Below are 19,982 nucleotides of genomic sequence, written 5' to 3'. Positions count from 1 at the left end.
TGCCATGAACAACACTCCCATGGATGCCGCCGCGCTCGCCGCCGATTACTGGAGCACGTCGATCATCGACATTCATCCGGGCTCGATCCAGGTGCGCGGTTATCCGATCCAGGAACTGATCGGCGCGATCAGTTTTCCGCAGATGATCTGGCTCATGCTGCGCGGCGAATTGCCGAACGCGGGCGAGGCGCGTCTGCTGGAAGCGGCGCTGGTGGCGTCGGTCGATCATGGTCCGCACGCGCCTTCCATCGCGATTTCGCGCATGGCGGTGAGTTGCGGCTTGCCGTTGAACGGCGCGATGGCCTCGGCGCTCAATACGCTCGACGACGTGCACGGCGGAGCGGGGCAGCAGAGCGTCGAACTGTTTCATATCATCGAACGCGCGCATGCCGCAGGCGCTTCGCTTGAGGAAGCGGTCGAGTCCGCCATTGATGCGTTTATCGCCACGCACGGCAAATATCTGCCGGGCTTCGGACACCGCTTCCATCCGGTGGATCCGCGTGCCGGCCGCCTGCTGGCGATGGTCGATGAAGCCGCCGCCCAGGGCGTGGTCTCCGGCCGCTATGCCGCCATCGCACGCGCTATCGAAGCCTTGCTCAAGGGCCGCAAATCGAAGCCGATTCCAATGAATATCGACGGCGCAACCGCCGTGATCTACGCCGAACTCGGCTTCGCGCCTGAACTGGCGCGCGGCGTATTTTGCCTGTCACGCGCGGTCGGCATTCTGTCGCATGCATGGGAGCAGCGCGGACGCGGCGAGCGCAACAAAGGCCCCATGCCGCGCCAGATGGCGTATCGCTACACGGGCCATGCCACGCGTCACGTCGAAAATAAGGATGACGAACAATGAACTGGTATCCGGCGCCGCCCGTCATCGGGACCGCGGTGTACACCAGCATGCCTGAGACGCTGCGCCGTCACCGGGTGACGGAGTGGTCGCGCGCCAACAAGGGCGGGGCGGTGGTGGATTCGTTTATCGAAGGTCCGTGCTTTGACCAGCAAGGCAATCTGTATGTCGTCGACATTCCGCACGGACGGATCATGCGGATTTCGCCGGCGCTCGAATGGAGCGTCGCGGCCGAATACGACGGCGAGCCGAATGGCCTGGCCTGGCATCCGGACGGCCGCCTGCTGATTGCGGACTACAAGAACGGCATTCTGGCGCTCGATCCCGCGAGCGGCGCTGTCACGCCACTGTTGGCGCGCCGTAACAGCGAGCGTTTCAAAGGGCCGAACGATCTGATCGTCGCGAGCAACGGCGATCTCTACTTTACCGATCAGGGCCAGACGGGCCTGCACGATCCCACCGGCCGCGTCTACCGATTGCGCCCGGACGGCCGGCTGGATTGCCTGATCTCGAATGGCCCCAGCCCGAACGGCCTCGTGCTGAGTCCCGACGAAAAAGTGCTGTTCGTGGCGATGACGCGCGACAACTCGGTGTGGCGTCTGCCGCTGCTGGCGGACGGCAGCACCAGCAAGGTGGGCCGCTTCGCGCAGTTCTATGGCGTGAGCGGGCCGGACGGCCTGACGATGGACCGCGACGGCAACCTGTTTGTCGCGCATGCCTCGCTCGGCGCGGTGTTCGTGCTCAATCCGCACGGCGAGGGCATCGCCAAAATCGAATCGTGCGCCGGCCGCACGATCACCAACGTGACCTTCGGCGGCGCGCATGGCAGCAGCCTGTTCATCACGGATTCGAGCAGCGGCTCGGTCCTGACGACGCAATGGAATACCGCCGGTCTCGGCAGGTAAAATGGCGTCCTGCGCCGCTCCCATACTGCCAATGGCCCCTTCCCGTTCTTCCGCCGACTCCGCATCCTCTGACCCGGCACACGCCACCGACGCCGGCCGCACCGCCCCGGCGCCATCCGGCGCGCCTGACGGCGTGGCCGCGCTCGATCGCGCCTTTGCTATCCTGTTTGCGTTTCGCCCAGAGGACAAAGGCGTGTCGCTCGCCGAACTGGCCGCCCGCACCGGGCTCTACAAAAGCACGATCCTGCGGTTGATCGCGTCGCTCGCGCATCACCGCATGCTGCTGCGCTCGGACGACGGCCTCTATTACGTCGGTCCGGCCACGCTGCAACTTGGCGCGCTGTATCAGCGCAGTCTGCAACTCGGCGACGTCGTGCTGCCGCTGATGCGGCGCCTGCGCGATGCCAGCGGTGAAAGCGTGTCGTTTTACGTGCGGCAGAAGAACTTGCGGGTCTGCCTGCATCGGGTCGATTCCACCCACACGATCCGCGACCACGTGCGCGAAGGCGACGTCCTGCCAATGGACAAAGGCTCGGGCGGGCGCGTGTTGAGCGCGTTTGGAGGCGGGCGGGGGGAATGGTGCGAGCGGATCCGCCACGACGGGTATTACATGTCGGTGGGGGAGCGCGATGCGGAGACAGCGGGAATTTCGACGCCGGTGTTTTCGGCGGCACAGCCGCTTGCCGGCACGTTCACGCTGGCTGGGCCGCGTTCGCGTGTCGACGAAGCACTGATGCTGCGTATGCGCCGGATGATGCTGGAGACCGCCATTGAAGCCAGCGAGCAGCTCGGCGGCGATGCGGCCCCGCTGCGCGCCGCTCTGGCTTTGCTCAAGCCGGAGCAGGCGCGCGAAAAGCTGCGCTAGCGGGTAGCGACCGTCAAGGCGCGGCGTCGACCCAGGCCGCCGTCAAGGCGACGGCCAGCGCGCCGACACCTCACTGACGCTTAACGACGACGGAACTGCGTATTGCGGGCGCCGCCGCCACCGGAGGCGCGTTCGTCCTTGTGACGGAAGTTGATCCGTCCTTTGGTCAGGTCATAGACCGACAGTTCCAGCGTCACGCGGTCGCCCGCGAGAATACGGATGTGATTCTTGCGCATGCGTCCGGACGCGTAAGCGCCAACCACGACGCCGTTGTCGAGCGTCACGCGGTAACGGCTATCCGGAAGTACTTCGTCGACGATACCGTCAAGTTCAAGCAGTTCTTCTTTCGCCATGCATAACTCCTGGTCGATGGGGTAAGGGGGCTTTGCTCAACGGCAAAGCTTGTGAGGCGGTAGCGCGGGCGGCCGGACGGCGCACCCGCGGACAAAGGAGAGGCGCAGCGCGCACAGCGCGCCTTGCAAAGACGGGATGACCGATCAAAGATCGGCGACCGACTGGCCGTCTACGCGGCCGTCGATCAACTGTTCGGCGTGCGCCATGCACGCGATGCGGGCTTTGCCCGTGCCTTCGAACGGCCACAGATACGGCAGGCGGAACACCCGGCCATCGGCAGCGGGATTGGCGCCGACGCGGCAGATGCGCACCGAGGCGTCGTAGCCTGCGTCCGGATTGCGGCTGGTCGTGCCGTCGGCGGGGCGGCGCGGATACACGAGGGGATGGATTTCGTAGCCCTTGTAGGTCTTGACAACTGAATTCATTAAGTCCTTGTCCTGTAATACGTGGCTGGCGTGTCACGCGTGTTACGCGCGGCACAACAGGCCCGGCAGCGCAGCACCTTGGGGCGCGCCGCCATGGAAAAAGAGTGGCACAGGCCCGGTGGCAAGGGGCTTGAGCGCAGCCGCGCGAAATCGCGGGGTCGATGGAGAAGAAAACGCGCTAACGTCGCGCAGACATCAGGCGCTGGAAAAACTGCACAACTCGCGACGGCGAATGCGTGTTGCGCATTGCCGGAATCGCCGACAGGCGGCGGTCGAACAGTCGGGGGTGGTGCGGAGATGCTAAATGCTGCTGCTGATACTGCAGATGCGGCGGAATACAGCTATTTCAATATGATGCACTAAATGGGCCAGGTTGGATAGCAAAAACTGCCGGACGAGCGGCGGCGGGCGGGAAAATGCCGTGGAAAAGCGCGCCGCTGGCCGTGGTGGCTGCGGCGAACGCCTTATGGGGCGGGGCGCCAGCGTGAAACTGGCGATTTTTCTGAAATTGCGGTGGCGTTAGCGGGTTGTTTCCGCGATGCGTTTCTTCAGTTCACGGGAGGCGGCGAGCGGAATGCGCGCGTCGTCCCAGACTGCGAGCCATTCGACTTCCTTCGAGGTGAAAATCTGGCCGTGATTGCGCAGCGTGTACTGCAGGGAATCGATGATGTGATTGCGGATGATTTCGGGCGTGCCTTCGTCGTCCAGCACGGCACGAAGCGCTTCGAGCGTGGCCATCTGTTGCTCCGTGAAATAGGTCGCTCTTTTATCGCATGACAAATTCCGCTCGCCAAGCGGACAAAAATGCAGACGTCGTGGTCCGCCCACCACGTGTGTCTGGGAGCGCTCGCGTTGGCGGCGCGGCTCGCGTAGGATGCGCGTTTTTCCCGCGCTGTATTTTATCAACCGTGATTACGAGGTCCGGCACCGTGCGCTATCAGCACTACAAAGGCGGCATTTACGAACTGATTTGCGAGGCGGCTCTGGAATCCGATCCGGCCGTCACGATGATTGTCTACCGGGCCGCAAATGGTACGATCTGGACCCGTCCGGCCTCGGTATTTTTCGAACTGGTCGATCACGAAGGCGGCAAGGTGCCGCGCTTCGCGCCTATCAACTGATCCGTTACGCCGCGCGTAGGCGGCGAGCGGGATCTCAGATCTCATGAGGAAATCAGCATGCGCCTGTTGCTTGCCATCATCCTGCCGTGGTTCCAGTTCTTCACGATCGGCCGTCCGTTTGCGGGAATCATCTGCCTGATTTTGCAGATCACGCTGATCGGCTGGATTCCGGCGGCAATCTGGTCGGTGTATGCGCTGAGCCAGTACACGACGGATCGGAAGATCGAGCGTGCGCTCGGCGGGCGACGCTAACGGCCGCTTGCGCGTGGGCTGATGCTGCGGCGTGGCAGTCGTGGCAGTCGTGGCTCCGCCGTTCGGGTGAGGGCGGCAAAGCGGTATGGGGCGGGGGAATCCGGCGAGGCACGCGGTTTGCTAAGTCAGGGCTACCCGATGTCAATAACGAGAAAGACCATGCGCCCAGATCACACCACTGCTGACTATGCCCAGTCCCTCGAGGCCCTCCCGGCTGCGTCGCCGGATACGGGCGGCGACGACTCGCTAACCGGTCGCACTCCGCTCGCCCGGATGACGTTTTGTTTTGCCTGGCTTTTCGGCCTCGAACCATTTTTGGCTGGCGGTACTACGACGCAATCGCGCTCGGGTGCGGATCGCTCGCTTTGAGTTTGACCGTTTGCAAAAACGGCTGATCTGGCGGGCAGGTTTTACATTTTGCGTAGCAGCTGGCGGGGAAGCGGGACGTAACTGCTTTTTGCGGCGCGAAGGAATGCGCTATCCCTGACGCGACCCAAGCTCCGCTGCATCGGGCACTTCGATCACCAGATCCGAGCGCGCCACCGCCACGCACGGCAGGATAAACCCTTCCGCTTTTTCTTCGCGCGAAACGCCCGGCCATTCGATGGTGTACGACACCGAGCCGCTCACCAGCCTGCATAGGCACGTCCGGCACGTTCCATTTCGGCATGAGCGCGGCAGCCGCAGATTGGCGAAGCCGGCGGCTTCGAGCACGGTGAGCGAATCGGGCGCTTCGAACGTGCGTCCGAGCGGCTCGACACGTACCGAGAAGGGTGGCTTGGTTTCAGACATGGCTTCGAACGGGAGTCAGTCCGCCACGATACCGAAACGACGCGAAATGCGCGAATGCCGTGCGCGTCAATGAGCCTGGCCGCGCCGTAGATACCGGTACACCGTATTGCGTGCGAGGCCGAGTTCGCGTGCCGCGGCGGACACATTGCCTTCATGGCGCGCAAGCGTTTGAGCGATCAGCGTGGTTTGCCAATCCTCCATGCGAGGCGCGGCCGCGTGGGCGCGAGCGAGGGTTTTGTCGACGGGTTCGCTGGCGGTTCTGTTGCCGTTGCCGCTGCTGCTGTGACGGCTGTTGTTGCTTTGCGCGGCTGGATGCGTCGTCAATGTGCAGCCGGCCTCTGTCGCCTTCCCGGGCGGCACCTCGCCAGCCGCCTCGCACTCACTCAGGAAATCCTCCGGCAGATCCTCCGTCTCGATCTGCCGCGTCCCCCCCGCCATGATGGCGGCCGTGCGCAGCACATTCGCCAGTTGCCGCAAATTGCCCGGCCAGCGGCAGCGCCGGAAATACTCGAGCACGGCGGGACTGACGCGCACCGGCATCCGTTCGCTTTCGCGCTGCCATTCCAGAATATGCGAGACCAGCGCGGCCAGATCCGTGCGCGCGCTGAGCTCGGGCAAGGTCACGGCGAGGCCGTTGATCCGGTAGTACAAATCCTCGCGGAAAGTGCCCGCCTCGATCATCTCGCGCAGGTCGCGGTGGGTCGCGCAGACGATGCGCAGATCGACCGGAATCGCCCGCGTGCTGCCGAGCGGCGTCACGATGCGTTCCTGCAGCACGCGCATGAGCCGCACCTGCTGGGCGAGCGGCATATCGCCGATCTCGTCCAGAAATAGCGTGCCGCCATCGGCCTGCACGATCTTGCCGACGCTGCCGCGCTTTTTCGCGCCGGTAAATGCCCCGTCTTCATAGCCGAACAACTCGGCTTCGATCAGCGTGTCGGGCAGCGACGCGCAGTTGAGCGCGACGAAGGGCGCCGCGCGGCGCGGCGAATCGTGATGGATGGCGCGAGCGAGCCACTCCTTGCCGGTCCCCGTTTTGCCGAGCACAAGAATCGGAATATCGCGGCCACGGACTTTTTCGACCCGGCGCAGGATGGCGGCCATCTGCGCGTCGCCGGTGTCGAGTGCGGCGAGGGTTAACGGCGACGCTGGGCGGGTGACGGGACGGACTGTCACCGCGACTCCCGCTTCACCGCTCATGCCGGCCGCCGGCAAAATCTGGCGCGGCGCGGCGAATTCGCCGCGGGCGATCACGCGCACGCCGCTCGGCAGGGTTAGCGTCACGCATTCGCCTGGCGCGCACAGCGTGTGCTGCAACAAGGCGGGAAACGCCATGCCGAAGAGCTCTTCGAATGGCCGCCGCTGTAACTCGGCGAATGGTTGTCCTAATTGGAACAGTGCGCTGCGATTGGCCGAGAGAAACGTTCCGTCGGGCGCGAATGCCGCGAGGCCTTCCACCAGCGTGCCGATGAATTCGGCGCGCGCGTGAAAATGGATGCGTACCGCATCGGCGAACTGATTGGAAAACAGATGATTCTCGATCATCTGCGCGGACATCCGCACAAGTGCCAGGGTGTGCTTATGAAAGCCGCGCGTGTCGCCGCTCACATCGAGCGCGCCGATGATGCGGCCGTATGGATCGGCGATCGGCGCGCACGAGCAGGTCAGAATGCGATTCGCATGCAGGAAATGTTCGTCGGCATGCACGACGGTCGGTTGACCCTCGACCAGCGCCGTGCCGATGGCGTTAGTGCCGCGGTCCGACTCGGCCCACGACACCCCCGGGCAAAGCGCGACGCGGTTGGCCTTTTCGATAAAGTCGCTGTCGCCGAGGCTGTGCAGGATCACGCCTTGATCGTCGGTGAGCAGCACCATGCTTTGGGTATCGACGATCTGCGCGTGAAGCGTCTCCATTACAGGCAGCGCGTGTGTGTAGAGCGAATGATTGCGCTCGACCAGCGCACGCAGCGCCGGCTCGCGCAAGGGATGGAAGTCGGGCGTTTCGGCGGCGCGCAGACCGACGTGGAGCGAGCGAGCGTGCGCTTGCGCGATTACCTCGGGCTGCCCCGCCAAAGGGCGGGCAACCATAGGCGCCATAGGGGGCGTGCCAGGGCGATGTGTCACTGCTCGTCTCCGGTTGGATTTCGACGCAGGGGGTACGTTGCCCGCCTGTTGGCATCGTGCGGCGCAGCAAGCCGCGCAGCCGAAAATTCATATTACAGGATTGAAGCGCGGATGCACGCGGGCGAGGGCTAACCCCAAGGCAGCCATGCCGGAGCCCCGGTCTGGAAGGAAAACTTGCGGTGCGCTGGAACTCGTCTAAAGTGAATCAAATCAACCGCATCATGCGTACTTGCACACTTTTATGCGGTTGCTGTAGCCCGCGCCTCGACCATAGAGGAGGCAATCAAGAACAGGCGTGCGCGGCCCCGAGCGATCCACCGTCAAACCAAGGCGACTTCCATGCAGATCATCTTCCCGAACGAAACCCCTGCGTATTCGGGGCGCGAACTTACTCTGGCGTTCCCGGCGATGGTCGACGGCGAGAGGGTGGAATGCATGATCACGGCCGAGGCGCTTGAAGACCATTACGGCGCAGCTTCGCCGCGCCTCGAAGACATGGTGGGTGCCTTCGCGGAGCATCGCAGCCGGATCGAAGCGGCGACGCGCCGTTTGCTCTCGGAGACGCGCGCACAATGTCTCGTTCTGCGCAGCGGTTACGTGCGTTTCTACGAGGCGAACTGGCGCAATTAAGCGACTACCGCTCTCGCTGAGCATTGTGCGGCTTGGCGCGGCGCCCGCCGTGCGCAGGCTCGCCACGCCTTCGCCACGTCCTTAAGGCTGTCGCTCAGATCATGCGCCGCAGCGTGCGATCCTTCAGCAGCACGTGATGGCCGATTGCGGCCAGCGCGTGCACGCCGATCACCCAATAAAACGCATTGCCGATCCATACGTGCGCGGCTTTGAGCAGCGGCCGCGCGGCCGGATCGGCGCTCACCAGCGTGAAATTCAGATTCAGCCATGCGAGCGTGACCGGATGACCGCCGGTATTGACCATCAGCATGCCGAGCAGCGGCTGCGCGAAGATAAACAGATACAGCGCGAGATGCACCAGCCGGGCGAGAAACGCCATCAAGCGGTTGACGTCGATATCGGGCGGCGCCGGCGTCCATAGGCGCCACGCCAGCCGCCCGATCGCCAGCGTCAGCACTAGCGTGCCGGCCCAGAAATGCACGCTGGTCCAGAAAGCGCGGCTATCCGTGCCTTTCGGGCCACGGATTTCAATGGCGAAATACGCCAGCGCCACCAGCACAAAAATGGCCCAATGAAAGAAGATGGCCGGCTGTGAATAGCGTTCCTGGCTGCGTTGCGAGGACATGCGGACTCCCGTGATGTGGTTGGTCTTTGTTGTAATGGTCGGATGATAACCAACGCCGTCCGGTACGGGAACTGGCCGAACGGCTAATGTTGCGCAGGCGCGCAAATAGGCATAATTCAGGTCACCGTAGCCCGCTGGTCCTGCGGGCTGCAAAGCGGCGCTTAATCCGCGCCGAGATAGAAGTAGCGGAACAGGAAAACCGCGGCGATGATCCAGACCACCAGCTTGACCTGGCGCGCCCGGCCGGTCAGCAGCTTCAGGCCCGCGTAGGAAATAAAGCCGAACGCCACGCCATTGGCGATCGAATAGGTGAACGGCATGAGCAGCGCGGTGAGGGCGGCGGGGACGACTTCGGTGGCGTCGTCCCACGGCAGGTCCACCATTTCGCGCAGCATCAGGCAGGAAACGTACAGCAGCGCCGGCGCGGTGGCGTAACCGGGCACCACGCCCGCGAGCGGCGCGAAGAACAGCGCGGCGAGGAACAGAACGGCTACGGTAATGGCGGTGACGCCGGTGCGGCCGCCCGCCTGCACGCCCGAGGCGCTTTCGATGTACGCGGTGGTCGACGAAGTGCCCAGCAGGGAGCCGGCGAGAATGGCGGTACTGTCGGCGAGCAGTGCCTTGTTCAGGCGGTGCATTTTGCCTTCCACCAGCAGCCCGGCGCGATTGGCGACACCCATCAGCGTGCCGGTCGCATCGAACAGTTCGACGAGGAAGAACACCAGGATGACGTTGAGAATGCCGGTGGAGAGGGCGCCGCGGATGTCGAGATGGAACAGCGTGGCGTCGATCGACGGCGGCGCGGAAACGATGCCGTGAAACTGGTTGCCGCCGAAGAAAAAGCTCAGCACCGTCACGCCGACGATGCCGATCAGGATCGCGCCGCGCACCTTCAGGAAATCGAGCGTGACGATCGCGAAGAAACCGATGATCGCGAGAATCACGTGCGGATCGTGCAGATTGCCGAGCGTCACGAGCGTGGCGGGATTGCCCACCACGACGCCGGCCGTCTTCAGCGAAATGATGGCGAGAAACAGCCCGATGCCGGCCGTAATGGCAATCCGGATAGATTGCGGGATGCCTTTGACGATAACCTCGCGCACCCGGAACAGCGTGACGATCATGAACAGGCACCCGGAGATGAATACCGCGCCGAGCGCCGCCTGCCAGGTGAAGCCCATGCCCTTGACCACGGTATAGGCGAAGTAGGCGTTCAGCCCCATGCCCGGCGCGCAGGCAATCGGGTAGTTCGCATACAGGCCCATGATCAGCGAGGCGAGGGCGGCGACGAGGCAGGTGGCCACGAACACGGCGTCTTTGGGAATGCCCGCGTCGCCGAGAATCGCCGGATTGACGAAGATGATGTAGGCCATCGTCAGGAAGGTGGTCAGGCCCGCGAGCAGTTCGGTGCGCAGATTGGTGCCAGCTTCGTCGAAGCCGAAGTATCGTTTGATGGAGTCCATTAGGCGAGTCTCGGGTCGTGTTTGAAGTTGTTTGTTGTGGTAATTGAAAGGTGCCGCCGCTTCTTGGGAGAGCGGGTGTTCGCAAGACGCTACGGGCGGATTGTAGTCACGATTGAAGGTGAAATAGCGGGTCGGGACGTTTGCCGTGGAGCGGATGCAACAGTCGGCCGCGGTTTGGCGGCGCGGTAGCGGCACGCATGGCGATGTCGAAGGGGCGAGATGATACCTTGCGCGGCACGCGAGATGGGGCGTCGAGGGCGGTCGGCAGAAGGAGCCTTTGCTCCATGCTGCTCACTCCGATTCCGCTGGCGGCACCAGATCGGATCGCGCGAGCCGGTAGTCGGTGGGCCGCATGCCGGTCCATTTACGAAACGCGCGGTGGAAGGCGCTCGGTTCGGCGAAACCGACCCGCGTCGCGATCTCGGCAATCGTGCGGCGGCTGTCCTGCAGTTCGGCAATGGCGATGTCGCGCCGCAGGTCGTCCTTGATCGACTGGTAGGTATAGCCCTCCTGCTTGAGATGCCGCCGCATGGTCGCTTCGGCCACGTGCAGATGCAGCGCCATGGCGTCGGCGGCGGGCCAGGCAGCCATCGGCAGCGCGCGTAGCGTCTTGCGCACCCGCGCGGCCAGCGAGCCGGGATTGCGGTACTTGACGATAAAGTTGCCGGGCGCGTCGCGCAAAAACGGCTTGATGGTCCGCGCGGTCTGGATCACCGGCAGTTCGAGGAATTCCGGCGGCAGATCCACGTAGGAGGCGGGCTGCTCAAACTGCATGTCGTCGCAGAACATCAGCCGGTATTCCTGCGCCGCAGCGGGCTCGGCGCAGCGAAAGCGCGCCGCCAGCAGGGGAATGCGCCGGCCCACCAGCCAGCACACCAGCCCATACACGAGGATGAAGTAGGTCGCATAGGCGAACATGGTCGGCTGCGGCGCGCCCTCGCGATGGCTGAAGGTGATGCGCACGCGCTCCGGCGTCGAGGTGAGGTGGGCGCTCAGATCGTCGAGCACGAGGCGCATGAAACCCAGCGCGCGCGACAGCGCCTGGCTGCCGTTGCGCGCCGTCAGCGCGCATTGCGTCATGGCGATGAAGCTGCCGGAGCGCATCGGGTGCGAGTCCTGGCCGAAGAATTCGTCGTCGAGCGCCCGCGCAATGCCGCTCCACAACGCACCGTATTGCGCCGACGACACCCGGCTTTTCGGCGCGGCCAGCACATGCGGGGCAATGCCGGCGGCTTCGACGAGCGGGCGCACGTCGAGCCCGCGCGCGCGGGCCAACGCCAGCGTCTCTTCGACGAGGCTCAGCGAGATGGTTCCTTTATCGGTTTTGGACGTCATCGAGTCAGTTGGGTTGTGTGGCTTTGGCTTTGGGCTGTCAAGACTGTCAAGGGCGGCAGGACTGCCGGGGCTGGCAAATGCGCTCAGCGGCAGGCGCTTCGGATCATACGAAACGCGCGAATCCGGGCGGCTAATCCAACCAGAAAGCCAGCCACAAAGCGGCCGCCTAGATCGGCCGCCATGGCAAATCCGCTCACGTAGAATGATCGGGCAGAGCATCGAACCTGTCCAGCGGCTTGCCTACACTCAAGCTCACATTGACGCAGAGGCGAGACCCTTTCATGGACGATTTTTACACCGACGACCAACGCATGATCCGCGACGCGGCGCGCGACTTTTCGGTCGAACGCCTTGCGCCCCACGCGGCGCAGTGGGACCGCGACGCGCACCTGCCGGACGAAGTCGTCAGGCAGATGGGCGAACTGGGCTTTTTGGGCATGATCGTGCCGTCCGAGTGGGGCGGCTCGTACACCGACTACATCGCCTATGCATTGGCCATCGAGGAAGTGGCCGCCGGCTGCGCGTCGTGTGCGACCTTGATGAGCGTGCACAACTCGGTTGGTTGCGGCCCGATCCTGAACTTCGGCACCCAGGCGCAAAAAGACGCCTACCTCGAAGATCTCGCCAGCGGACGCCGGATCGGCGCCTTTTGCCTGACCGAACCGCAGGCCGGCTCGGAAGCCCACAATCTGCGCACGCGCGCTCAGTTGCGCGACGGCAAGTGGATCGTCAACGGCAACAAGCAGTTCGTGACCAACGGCGCGCGGGCGAATCTCGCCATCGTGTTTGCCGTCACGGACCCGGACCTGGGCAAGCGCGGCATTTCGGCCTTCATCGTGCCCACCGACACGCCCGGCTTCAACGTCGGCCGGCCCGAGCACAAGATGGGCATTCGCGCTTCGGACACCTGTCCGATCGCCTTCGAGGACTGCGCCATCCCCGAAGCCAATCTGCTCGGCCAGCGCGGCGAGGGGCTGCGCATCGCCTTGTCGAATCTCGAAGGCGGCCGCATCGGTATTGCCGCGCAGGCGCTCGGGATCGCCCGGGCGGCTTTCGATGCGGCGCGTCTTTACGCCAGCGAGCGTGTGCAGTTCGGTAAGACCTTGAAGGAGCATCAAAGCGTGGCCAACATGCTGGCCGACATGACGACGCGTCTGAACGCGGCGCGCCTGCTGGTGCATCACGCGGCGCGGTTGCGCAGCGCGGGCAAGCCGTGCCTGTCGGAGGCGTCGCAGGCCAAGCTGTATGCCTCCGAGATGGCCGAGGAAGTCTGCTCGAAGGCAATCCAGATTCATGGGGGCTATGGGTATCTGGAGGACTACGGCGTGGAGCGCCATTATCGCGATGCCCGCATTACGCAGATCTACGAAGGGACCAGCGAAGTACAAAGAATGGTGATCGCGCGGCACGTTTGAGTGCAGAATAAAGCGCGAATAGAGCGCAGATGCGCCACCCCAGAGGAGACGACGATGACCGGCCCGACCGTTTCGACGCAGAACTTTCTCGCGGCGCGTGATCTGTTGCTGCGCCATCGTACAGATTACGACCGCGCGTATCGTGAATTCGCGTGGCCGGCGCTCGGCGAATTCAACTGGGCGCTCGACTATTTCGACGTCGTCGCCCAGGACAACCCCCAGCCCGCGCTGTGGATCGTCGACGATCCCACGGGCGAGGGCACGAAGTACTCCTACGCGCAGATGTCGGAGCGTTCGGCGCGGATGGCGAACTTTCTGCGCGGCATCGGTGTGGGGCGCGGCGATCGTCTGCTGCTGATGCTGCCCAACCGCGTCGAACTGTGGGACGTGATGCTGGCGGCCATGAAGCTCGGCGCTATCGTTTTGCCCGCCACCACCCAGCTTTCCGCCGACGATCTGCGCGACCGCCTGCAGATCGGCGAAGCGAAATTCGCGGTGGCCGACAGCGGTGAACTGGCGAAATTCGACGGCATCGAGTTTCCGTTGACGCGCGTCTCGGTCGGCGCGCCGCGCGACGGCTGGATCGATCTGGCCGCCGCCGGCGGGGCCTCGCCGCACTTCACGCCGGACGGCCCGACCCGCGCCACCGATCCGCTGCTGCTGTATTTCACCTCGGGCACCACGTCGAAGCCCAAGCTCGTCGAGCATACCCACCAGAGCTATCCGGTCGGCCATCTGTCGACGATGTACTGGATCGGCCTGCAACCCGGCGATATCCATTGGAACATCAGTTCGCCAGGCTGGGCCAAACATGCCTGGAGCTGCTTCTACGCGCCGTGGAACGCGCAGGCCTGCGTGTTCGTCTTCAATTACGCGCGCTTTGTGCCGAGAGAAACGCTCGACGTGCTGGTGCGCTGCCGCATCACCACTCTGTGCGCCCCGCCCACCGTCTGGCGCATGCTGGTGCAGGAGCCGTTGACGCAATATCCGGTCAAGCTGCGCGAGATCGTCGGCGCGGGCGAGCCGTTGAATCCGGAGATTATCGAGCGGGTACGGCATGCCTGGGACATTACGATCCGCGATGGTTTCGGCCAGACGGAGACCACCTGTCTCGTCGGCAATTCGCCGGGGCAGCCGGTCGTGGCGGGATCGATGGGGCGCCCCTTGCCGGGTTACCGGATCGAACTGGTCGACGCCGACGATCAGGCCGCGACGGAAGGTGAAATTGCTTTGCCGCTGACTGGGCAGCGTCCGCTCGGCCTGATGACGGGCTATGCGAACAACCCGAACGCCACTGTGCAGGCGATGCGCAACGGCTACTACCACACCTCCGATGTCGCGCTGCGCCGCGAAGATGGCTACTACGTCTATGTAGGCCGCGCCGACGACGTGTTCAAGTCGTCCGATTACCGGCTCAGCCCGTTCGAACTCGAGAGCGTGCTGATCGAACACGAAGCGATTGCCGAAGCCGCTGTGGTGCCGAGCGCCTGCGCCGTGCGTCTCGCCGTGCCCAAGGCGTTCGTGACGGTGCGGCACGGCTACGAAGCGGGTCCGGAACTGGCGCGCAGCGTATTCCAGTTTTCACGCGAGAAACTCTCGCCCTACAAACGGGTGCGGCGGCTGCAATTCAGCGAATTGCCAAAAACCATCTCCGGCAAGATCCGCCGCGTCGAACTGCGGCGCCGTGAGCTGGAGCGGGAAACGGAACCCGCACGCCTGCCTGGCGAGTATTGGGAAGAGGACTTTCCGGATCTGCTGGGCGGCACGAATACGTCGCCGCGCTGAGCCCGCAAGCGGCGCCGCGTGATGCCGAAGCACAACCGCCGCGCAACCGGCGCAATCGGCACGCGACCCGCGCGAAAACCCAGGCGAGGCTCAGGCCTCGCCGAGCGGTTCCGGACCGAGGTCCGCCGCCGCGTGTGCCGGCGCCCTGTCCGCCGCAGCCTTGACGCGGCCAACCCACAGCACGGCCACCATGGTCAGCGCCACCGCCACCCAGCCGACCGTGCCATATCCGGCAATCTGTCCGCTTGCCGTATTGGTCAGCATCAGGCCGCCGAGCCACGCGCCGCAGCCGGTGCCGAGCGCCTGCAACGCGCTGTTGGCGCTCAGAAACGCGCCGCGCCGGGCCGGCTCGGGGACGGTGGTCAGCAAGGCTTGCATCGGCACCATCCGTCCGGACATCGCCACCATAAAGAACGGGAAGAACAGTACGACCGCCACGAACGGCAGATCGGGCAGGTGGGTGACGAACAGCACCGGCAGCGTCGAGATCAGCGCGGCGATGCGGAACACCCGGTGCTTGCCGTAGCGGTCAGCCATGCGCCCGATCAGACGCGAGGTGAAGAACGTGGCGAAGCCGCCGCCCATGTACATCCACGACAGATGCGCGGGCGGCACGCCGTGGTTGAGCACCAGCATCGGCGCGATAAACGGAATCACCAGCATATGCGACACCATGATCGTGAAGGTGAGCGCAAAGGCATTCAGGTGACGCGGATTGCTGAGCAGACGCATCAGGTCGGGCAGCACCTGGCGCAACGGCGGCGGCCGGCGGTTCAGGTGCTCGGCGAGCGACGGTACGATCAGCGAGCCGCCAATCCAGATCAGCACGGACAGCACGACCAGCAGCACGAACGGCGCCGCCCAGTTAAAGCGCGCGCCGAGCATGACGCCCGCAGGCACGCCGGCAATCGCGGCCAGCGAGAACGCGGTCATGATGGTGCCGGTGGCCGCCCCGCGCCGCTGGACCGGGATCACGTCGCCGACAATCGCCATGATTACCGAGCCGAGCACGCCGCCGCTCAGGCCGGCAAACGCCCGCGCCGCGAGCAGCAGCGGATAGCTGCTGGCGAGCGCGCAACCCAGATTGGAGAGCGCGAACAGCGCGTAAATCGTCAGCAGCAGCTTGCGACGGTCGAAGCGGTCGATATAGGTCGCGGCGAACAGGCCCGAGAGCCCCGAGCACCACGAGTAGGCCGACACCGCGGTCGCGAAGGCGGCCGGCGCGATGCCGAAGCTGTGCATGATCTGCGGGCCCAGCGGCATCATGATCATGAAGTCCATGATGATGGTGAACTGCGTCAGCGCGAGCAGCCATAAGAGACGGCGCTCGTGCCGGGTGCTGATGGAATACATCGGCAAAAGTCCTTGACGGAATAAAGCCAGCCGGATGGCTGGCGGTGAATATTGGATGAGCGGCGCTTCAATCGTCGAGATTTTCGTGGACCGCGGCGGCGCCCTGTTTCCAGTAGCTTGCCGCGCGGATCCGCGATTTGTCGACTCCGCGTTCGGTGCACAGGTGATAGCGCACCGCGCGCATGGTGGCGGATTCGCCCGCGGCCCAGACATAACCGTCGCCTTCCGGCAGATAGGTGTCGCGGACCGCTTGCAGCAGCGCGTCGCCGCGATACGGCGAGTCGCTGCGGTAACACCACACGGCGTGCAATTCGGCTGCGGTATCGAACTCGATGCGCGCCGACGGATCGGCGACTTCGAGAACTGCCGCCACACGCGTGCCGGCAGGCAGCTCTTCCAGCCGACGGGCGATGGCAGGCAGCGCGGTTTCGTCGCCGATCAGCAGATGCCAGTCGAAGCCGGTTGGAATCACCAGCGAACCGCGCGGGCCGCCGATGCCCAGATACTGCCCGACCTTGGCCTGAGCAGCCCAGCCCGCGGCCGGTCCGGCCTCGTGCAGGGCGAATTCGAGATCGAGTTCGCGAGCGGCGCGGTCGTAGCGGCGCGGCGTGAAATCGCGTGCTACCGGCCGCGGCTTGTCTTCGGCGAACACCGGGCCGTTCGGGCCCGCGCTCGGCAGCGTGGGTTTGTCGGCGCCCGGCGCCGGGAAGAAAACCTTGACGTGGTCGTCGAACGAGGCCGATTCGAAATCGTGCAGATCGTCGCCGGTCAGGGTGACCCGAATCAGGTGAGGCGTCAGCGGTTCGACCCGCTTGACTTGCAGCAGACGGAATTTCAGGGAGTGACGGACGCGGGTAACCGCGAGATCGGACCTGGTCAGCATAAAAGTTCTCTCCAAATGTGTCGGGTGGCGCCCGCGATGCCGTTCACGCAGGCTCAGATATCCGTGGCGCTTTTGTCGGTGCCGCTCGCGGCGCCCGGGTTGCCTTCGATTTCGGCCGTGGCGCGCGCGAGGATCGCGGCGATGCGGCGTTGCTCGTCGGCCGGCACGTTGTCGCGGCGCAGCAGCGCGTGCTTGAGCCCGCGACGGGCTTCGATCAGCTCCGGCAGCCAGCCGCCTTCGCTCGGATCGAGCGGTTCCTCGCCGGCGAAGGCGCGGCGGACCGAGTCCATCTTGCGGGCGATGTGGGTCAGCTTGGCAAACATCAGTTCGACGCGCTCGCGGTTGTCCGCGAGATGCTGACGGCCCGGTTCGGCGAGTTCGTAGCGCTTGCGGTTGCCTTCCAGTTGGACCGTCACATAGCCGAGTTCTTCGAGGTAGGTCAGTGCCGGATAGACCATGCCGGGACTCGGGCTGTAGAAGCCGTTCGAGCGCGTTTCGAGCGCCTTGATCAGCTCGTAGCCGTGGCTCGGTTGGGCGTCCAGCAAGGCCAGCAACAGCAGTTGCAGATCGTCCGAGGTGAATTTGCGGCCGCGCGGAAAGCCCTCGCCGTCACCGCCGCCGAAGCCGCCGGGACCGCCGTAGCCACCGAAGCGGCCGCCACGGTCACCGCCGCGTTCGCCACCACGATGATGATGCCGGCCGATGACGTGCCAGAGGGCGTGCAGGGTAAAGCGGTCGGGACGGGCCGAGCCGCGCGCGGTGCCGACGGCGTGGTCCTCGAAGCCGCGGCCGGCGTGGCCGTGACGATGGCCATGAGCGCGGTCGTGGCTGCGGCCGATGGCGCTTTGGCCGTGGCCGTCGTGGCCTTCGCGGTGGTGGCTGCGGCCGATGGCGTGCCACAGTTCGTGCAGCGAGAAGCTGTCGGTGGAAAACATGAGGTCGTCGCTATCGTGGCGATGATGGGAGTGGCGTGAGTGACGCATCCGGGTGCTCCGTTATGTCTTAAGATGTGTCGTAAGATATATATAAAGATAGTTTGTCAAAGAAAAAATGAAGGGTCGGATGATGACTGGCGACTCGGAGGCACTCGCGACCTGCGGCCACGGCCTGATGCCCAATACAAGAGCTTCGACCGTTCCACGGCTGGTCCAGCGAGATATCACTGCGCGGTCTTTAGTTCGGATAACTAAGAAATAGGGTAATGGCACAATCCGGACGTCGTTAAAAAGCCAACACCCGCGACGACACAATTTTGAAATATATTGGTCGGCGAAATTATTTATGCGAGGATCAATACGCGAGAACCGTCGATGTCAAAATTATCTCGCGGGGGGGCTTTATGAATAACGATTCGCTCGTCTGGGCCGGGGTGCCGCACAATAGTGACGGCGTGGTTTTCCAGATCAGGCTTAATCGCGGACTTCAGCGGTTTCATGTACCGCGCGCGGTGCTCGAAGAGGTGTTCGAGCTGGAGCGCCGGGCAATGGACGCGCGGCAATTACAGCTTTTTTATCTGCATATGGATCGCATCCTGGTACGAGCCGGCGCAAAGCGGTCGATTGCCAGCGCGGATACGGTGCCGCTCAAGGCGAGCGATTTCTCCACCCGCAGCGACCGGGACGCAAGGCCCGGTGCCATGGGCGCGGCGATGGCCTAGCTTAAGCGGAAACTTCGCCGGCCTGAGCCGGTTTAAAGATCCTCGGCGGTGATCTGAATACGATTGCCGTTCGACGGAACCGCTTTACGGCCCGCCACTCCCAGCAGTCTCTGCCTTCCGAGCTGGAAGGCGAGGAGCAACTGTTTGGGGCTTTCATTTGCTGCGCCAAGAGATTTGCAGATCACGTCCGGCCTGAGTTCGAACGCGCAATATCCCCAGCCAAAGCCATACGCCGAAAACCACAATCCCGACTCGTTCATCACGAGCGGGGTCGTCAGATTGATATGCACCGGTGCCATACGGATCATCCTGCAGACTGTTGGTCGACGCTTTCCATTGTCCCACAACCCATTGCGATTATCCGTGACGCCGCGGTGCAACGCGGCTTGATGGAGCGCGATGGACCGCGATGAGTGACACGCGGACGCAATGCCTCCGTGTCCGCGCGCCGCCGCTCAACCGGACAAATTACAGGGTGATGTTGATCGTCGTATTGTGTTTGGAAGATGAATTCCCTTGCGAGTTCGCCGTCTGTTGCGCCTGCTGCATTTGCGGCTGTGCCTGCTGCTGTTGCTGCTGAGCCTGGATTTCCTTTTTCATCAGCTCCTTGACTTCATCCTCGACTTTCTGACGCTCCGCCGGCGTCATGTTTTGCAACTGCTGCGGCGTGATGCCGAGCTGCGCGAGGATGGAGGCTTCCATCCGTTGTTGCGGTGTTTCGTTCACGTAGTTGGTCAATTGGCCGAGCAGCGACTGGAAGGTCGGGCCAGTACCGCTGCCGCCGCCGCCGACATTCGACGGCGCGTTATTGGACGTATTGCCGGTGAGCGAGGAAACAGGATTGGATACTTGCATGACGAACGGACTCCTGGAAGGAGGGCGCTGTGTGCCCTGGGAGTCCGTAGTGTGTGGGATGCAGGCCGTTGCCAAATCCCGGAATAGGCGGAGATTTGCCCCCTATTTCGACGATGCGTTGGCGATGCGGCAGCAAAAGCAGTGGATTTGCTGGATCCGGCCATGCGCGGCCGGTCGGGCAAGTGTGTCGAATCGATGACAATCTGGCGAGCACATAGGAAAGAGTGCGGCCCGCATTGATGACATCGACCGCCAGTCCTCGAGCGCCGCACGGTCGCGGCGCCGCGAACTTTCGA

At 64.0% G+C, this 19,982-nt stretch carries 22 protein-coding genes; 9 read left to right on the top strand and 13 right to left on the bottom strand.

Translation table 11 applies throughout. From position 1 onward, the window contains the following. Positions 1-4: 4 nt before the first annotated feature. From FQ755_RS00445 to FQ755_RS00435, 3 genes are read left to right on the top strand one after another with little or no spacing between them, the layout of a single operon-like run. Positions 5-850 carry a citryl-CoA lyase gene (locus tag FQ755_RS00445; protein ID WP_144150149.1) on the top strand — a complete coding sequence of 282 codons (846 nt, stop codon included), beginning with the start codon at positions 5-7 and terminating at the stop codon, positions 848-850. Then, entirely contained in the window at positions 847-1,752 is a 906-nt protein-coding gene (locus FQ755_RS00440; protein ID WP_144150148.1) for an SMP-30/gluconolactonase/LRE family protein, read from the top strand. Before FQ755_RS00445 ends, FQ755_RS00440 begins: the two co-directional genes overlap by 4 nt. 31 nt (positions 1,753-1,783) lie before the next feature. Next, positions 1,784-2,617, top strand: a complete 834-nt coding sequence (locus FQ755_RS00435) for an IclR family transcriptional regulator (protein ID WP_144150147.1) — start codon at positions 1,784-1,786, stop codon at positions 2,615-2,617. 80 nt (positions 2,618-2,697) lie between these two features. On the opposite strand, the gene infA is transcribed toward FQ755_RS00435, so the two are convergent. The 3 genes from infA to FQ755_RS00420 form a co-directional block, all read right to left on the bottom strand. Continuing rightward, positions 2,698-2,970, bottom strand: coding sequence for a translation initiation factor IF-1 (gene infA / locus FQ755_RS00430; RefSeq protein ID WP_042325066.1), 273 nt, complete (start codon positions 2,968-2,970; stop codon positions 2,698-2,700). A 144-nt stretch (positions 2,971-3,114) separates the two neighbouring features. Next, positions 3,115-3,396 (bottom strand): hypothetical protein, encoded by a 282-nt coding sequence (locus FQ755_RS00425; RefSeq protein ID WP_074295140.1) that lies wholly within the window; start codon positions 3,394-3,396, stop codon positions 3,115-3,117. A gap of 519 nt (positions 3,397-3,915) precedes the next feature. Continuing rightward, on the bottom strand, positions 3,916-4,134 hold the full coding sequence (locus tag FQ755_RS00420; RefSeq protein WP_144150146.1) for a hypothetical protein: 219 nt from the start codon (positions 4,132-4,134) through the stop codon (positions 3,916-3,918). Between the two features lie 191 nt (positions 4,135-4,325). Here FQ755_RS00420 and FQ755_RS37910 point away from each other — a divergent pair, with 191 nt between their 5' ends. Both FQ755_RS37910 and FQ755_RS00410 read left to right on the top strand, forming a co-directional pair. Then, a complete protein-coding gene (locus tag FQ755_RS37910; protein WP_260858232.1) occupies positions 4,326-4,517 on the top strand; it encodes a DUF1653 domain-containing protein in 192 nt (63 codons plus the stop codon). Between the two features lie 57 nt (positions 4,518-4,574). After that, positions 4,575-4,769, top strand: a complete 195-nt coding sequence (locus tag FQ755_RS00410) for a YqaE/Pmp3 family membrane protein (RefSeq protein ID WP_144150144.1) — start codon at positions 4,575-4,577, stop codon at positions 4,767-4,769. Positions 4,770-5,246: 477 nt separating this feature from the next. Here the strand turns inward: FQ755_RS00410 and FQ755_RS00400 are convergent, their stop codons facing one another. Together FQ755_RS00400 and FQ755_RS00395 are read right to left on the bottom strand one after the other, a co-directional pair. Next, positions 5,247-5,561 carry a 2Fe-2S iron-sulfur cluster-binding protein gene (locus FQ755_RS00400; protein WP_144150142.1) on the bottom strand — a complete coding sequence of 105 codons (315 nt, stop codon included), beginning with the start codon at positions 5,559-5,561 and terminating at the stop codon, positions 5,247-5,249. A gap of 66 nt (positions 5,562-5,627) precedes the next feature. Beyond that, the gene (locus FQ755_RS00395; protein WP_409936951.1) at positions 5,628-7,685 is read right to left on the bottom strand and encodes a sigma-54-dependent Fis family transcriptional regulator; all 2,058 of its coding nucleotides are present in this window, start codon (positions 7,683-7,685) and stop codon (positions 5,628-5,630) included. A gap of 339 nt (positions 7,686-8,024) precedes the next feature. Between FQ755_RS00395 and FQ755_RS00390 the strand changes: the two genes are divergently transcribed. Then, complete coding sequence (locus FQ755_RS00390; protein WP_144150140.1) at positions 8,025-8,315, top strand: DUF1488 domain-containing protein; 291 nt, start codon at positions 8,025-8,027, stop codon at positions 8,313-8,315. Positions 8,316-8,409: 94 nt separating this feature from the next. Here FQ755_RS00390 and FQ755_RS00385 read toward each other — a convergent pair whose 3' ends face one another. The 3 genes from FQ755_RS00385 to FQ755_RS00375 form a co-directional block, all read right to left on the bottom strand. Further along, positions 8,410-8,940 carry a cytochrome b gene (locus FQ755_RS00385; protein WP_144150139.1) on the bottom strand — a complete coding sequence of 177 codons (531 nt, stop codon included), beginning with the start codon at positions 8,938-8,940 and terminating at the stop codon, positions 8,410-8,412. 161 nt (positions 8,941-9,101) lie between these two features. Beyond that, positions 9,102-10,403 (bottom strand): NCS2 family permease, encoded by a 1,302-nt coding sequence (locus FQ755_RS00380; protein WP_144150138.1) that lies wholly within the window; start codon positions 10,401-10,403, stop codon positions 9,102-9,104. Between the two features lie 291 nt (positions 10,404-10,694). Continuing rightward, the gene (locus tag FQ755_RS00375; protein ID WP_144150137.1) at positions 10,695-11,738 is read right to left on the bottom strand and encodes an AraC family transcriptional regulator; all 1,044 of its coding nucleotides are present in this window, start codon (positions 11,736-11,738) and stop codon (positions 10,695-10,697) included. 281 nt (positions 11,739-12,019) lie between these two features. Here FQ755_RS00375 and FQ755_RS00370 point away from each other — a divergent pair, with 281 nt between their 5' ends. Continuing rightward, entirely contained in the window at positions 12,020-13,153 is a 1,134-nt protein-coding gene (locus FQ755_RS00370; protein WP_144150136.1) for an acyl-CoA dehydrogenase, read from the top strand. Between the two features lie 54 nt (positions 13,154-13,207). Continuing rightward, complete coding sequence (locus FQ755_RS00365) at positions 13,208-14,938, top strand: AMP-binding protein (RefSeq protein ID WP_144150135.1); 1,731 nt, start codon at positions 13,208-13,210, stop codon at positions 14,936-14,938. A gap of 90 nt (positions 14,939-15,028) precedes the next feature. Here FQ755_RS00365 and FQ755_RS00360 read toward each other — a convergent pair whose 3' ends face one another. The 3 genes from FQ755_RS00360 to FQ755_RS00350 form a co-directional block, all read right to left on the bottom strand. Then, entirely contained in the window at positions 15,029-16,291 is a 1,263-nt protein-coding gene (locus FQ755_RS00360) for an MFS transporter (protein WP_144150134.1), read from the bottom strand. Positions 16,292-16,358: 67 nt separating this feature from the next. Continuing rightward, positions 16,359-17,174: a siderophore-interacting protein gene (locus FQ755_RS00355; protein ID WP_144150133.1), complete on the bottom strand. Its 816-nt coding sequence runs from the start codon at positions 17,172-17,174 to the stop codon at positions 16,359-16,361. Between the two features lie 53 nt (positions 17,175-17,227). Further along, positions 17,228-18,157, bottom strand: a complete 930-nt coding sequence (locus FQ755_RS00350; protein ID WP_409936949.1) for a PadR family transcriptional regulator — start codon at positions 18,155-18,157, stop codon at positions 17,228-17,230. Positions 18,158-18,426: 269 nt separating this feature from the next. Between FQ755_RS00350 and FQ755_RS00345 the strand changes: the two genes are divergently transcribed. Then, on the top strand, positions 18,427-18,831 hold the full coding sequence (locus tag FQ755_RS00345; protein WP_409936948.1) for a hypothetical protein: 405 nt from the start codon (positions 18,427-18,429) through the stop codon (positions 18,829-18,831). Between the two features lie 32 nt (positions 18,832-18,863). Here FQ755_RS00345 and FQ755_RS00340 read toward each other — a convergent pair whose 3' ends face one another. Further along, complete coding sequence (locus FQ755_RS00340) at positions 18,864-19,130, bottom strand: hypothetical protein (protein WP_144150132.1); 267 nt, start codon at positions 19,128-19,130, stop codon at positions 18,864-18,866. A 169-nt stretch (positions 19,131-19,299) separates the two neighbouring features. Next, positions 19,300-19,686, bottom strand: coding sequence for a hypothetical protein (locus tag FQ755_RS00335; RefSeq protein ID WP_144150131.1), 387 nt, complete (start codon positions 19,684-19,686; stop codon positions 19,300-19,302). Positions 19,687-19,982: the final 296 nt, after the last annotated feature.

The organism is Paraburkholderia sp. BCC1885 (assembly GCF_900996235.1).
Lineage (GTDB): Bacteria > Pseudomonadota > Gammaproteobacteria > Burkholderiales > Burkholderiaceae > Paraburkholderia.
Note: the sequence above shows the minus strand (reverse complement) of the source record. Positions and strands in the feature narration are given on the sequence as shown.

Bases quoted from the DNA above. Each gene is read 5' to 3' on its own strand.
- FQ755_RS00400 (WP_144150142.1), bottom strand. From the start codon at position 5,561: ATGTCTGAAACCAAGCCACCCTTCTCGGTACGTGTCGAGCCGCTCGGA.
- FQ755_RS00355 (WP_144150133.1), bottom strand. From the start codon at position 17,174: ATGCTGACCAGGTCCGATCTCGCGGTTACCCGCGTCCGTCACTCCCTG.
- FQ755_RS00435 (WP_144150147.1), top strand. From the start codon at position 1,784: ATGGCCCCTTCCCGTTCTTCCGCCGACTCCGCATCCTCTGACCCGGCA.
- FQ755_RS00425 (WP_074295140.1), bottom strand. From the start codon at position 3,396: ATGAATTCAGTTGTCAAGACCTACAAGGGCTACGAAATCCATCCCCTC.
- FQ755_RS00380 (WP_144150138.1), bottom strand. From the start codon at position 10,403: ATGGACTCCATCAAACGATACTTCGGCTTCGACGAAGCTGGCACCAAT.
- FQ755_RS00350 (WP_409936949.1), bottom strand. From the start codon at position 18,157: ATGCGTCACTCACGCCACTCCCATCATCGCCACGATAGCGACGACCTC.
- FQ755_RS00365 (WP_144150135.1), top strand. From the start codon at position 13,208: ATGACCGGCCCGACCGTTTCGACGCAGAACTTTCTCGCGGCGCGTGAT.
- infA (WP_042325066.1), bottom strand. From the start codon at position 2,970: ATGGCGAAAGAAGAACTGCTTGAACTTGACGGTATCGTCGACGAAGTA.
- FQ755_RS00375 (WP_144150137.1), bottom strand. From the start codon at position 11,738: ATGACGTCCAAAACCGATAAAGGAACCATCTCGCTGAGCCTCGTCGAA.
- FQ755_RS00420 (WP_144150146.1), bottom strand. From the start codon at position 4,134: ATGGCCACGCTCGAAGCGCTTCGTGCCGTGCTGGACGACGAAGGCACG.
- FQ755_RS00390 (WP_144150140.1), top strand. From the start codon at position 8,025: ATGCAGATCATCTTCCCGAACGAAACCCCTGCGTATTCGGGGCGCGAA.
- FQ755_RS00340 (WP_144150132.1), bottom strand. From the start codon at position 19,130: ATGGCACCGGTGCATATCAATCTGACGACCCCGCTCGTGATGAACGAG.
- FQ755_RS00360 (WP_144150134.1), bottom strand. From the start codon at position 16,291: ATGTATTCCATCAGCACCCGGCACGAGCGCCGTCTCTTATGGCTGCTC.
- FQ755_RS00440 (WP_144150148.1), top strand. From the start codon at position 847: ATGAACTGGTATCCGGCGCCGCCCGTCATCGGGACCGCGGTGTACACC.
- FQ755_RS00445 (WP_144150149.1), top strand. From the start codon at position 5: ATGAACAACACTCCCATGGATGCCGCCGCGCTCGCCGCCGATTACTGG.
- FQ755_RS00410 (WP_144150144.1), top strand. From the start codon at position 4,575: ATGCGCCTGTTGCTTGCCATCATCCTGCCGTGGTTCCAGTTCTTCACG.
- FQ755_RS00370 (WP_144150136.1), top strand. From the start codon at position 12,020: ATGGACGATTTTTACACCGACGACCAACGCATGATCCGCGACGCGGCG.
- FQ755_RS00335 (WP_144150131.1), bottom strand. From the start codon at position 19,686: ATGCAAGTATCCAATCCTGTTTCCTCGCTCACCGGCAATACGTCCAAT.
- FQ755_RS00385 (WP_144150139.1), bottom strand. From the start codon at position 8,940: ATGTCCTCGCAACGCAGCCAGGAACGCTATTCACAGCCGGCCATCTTC.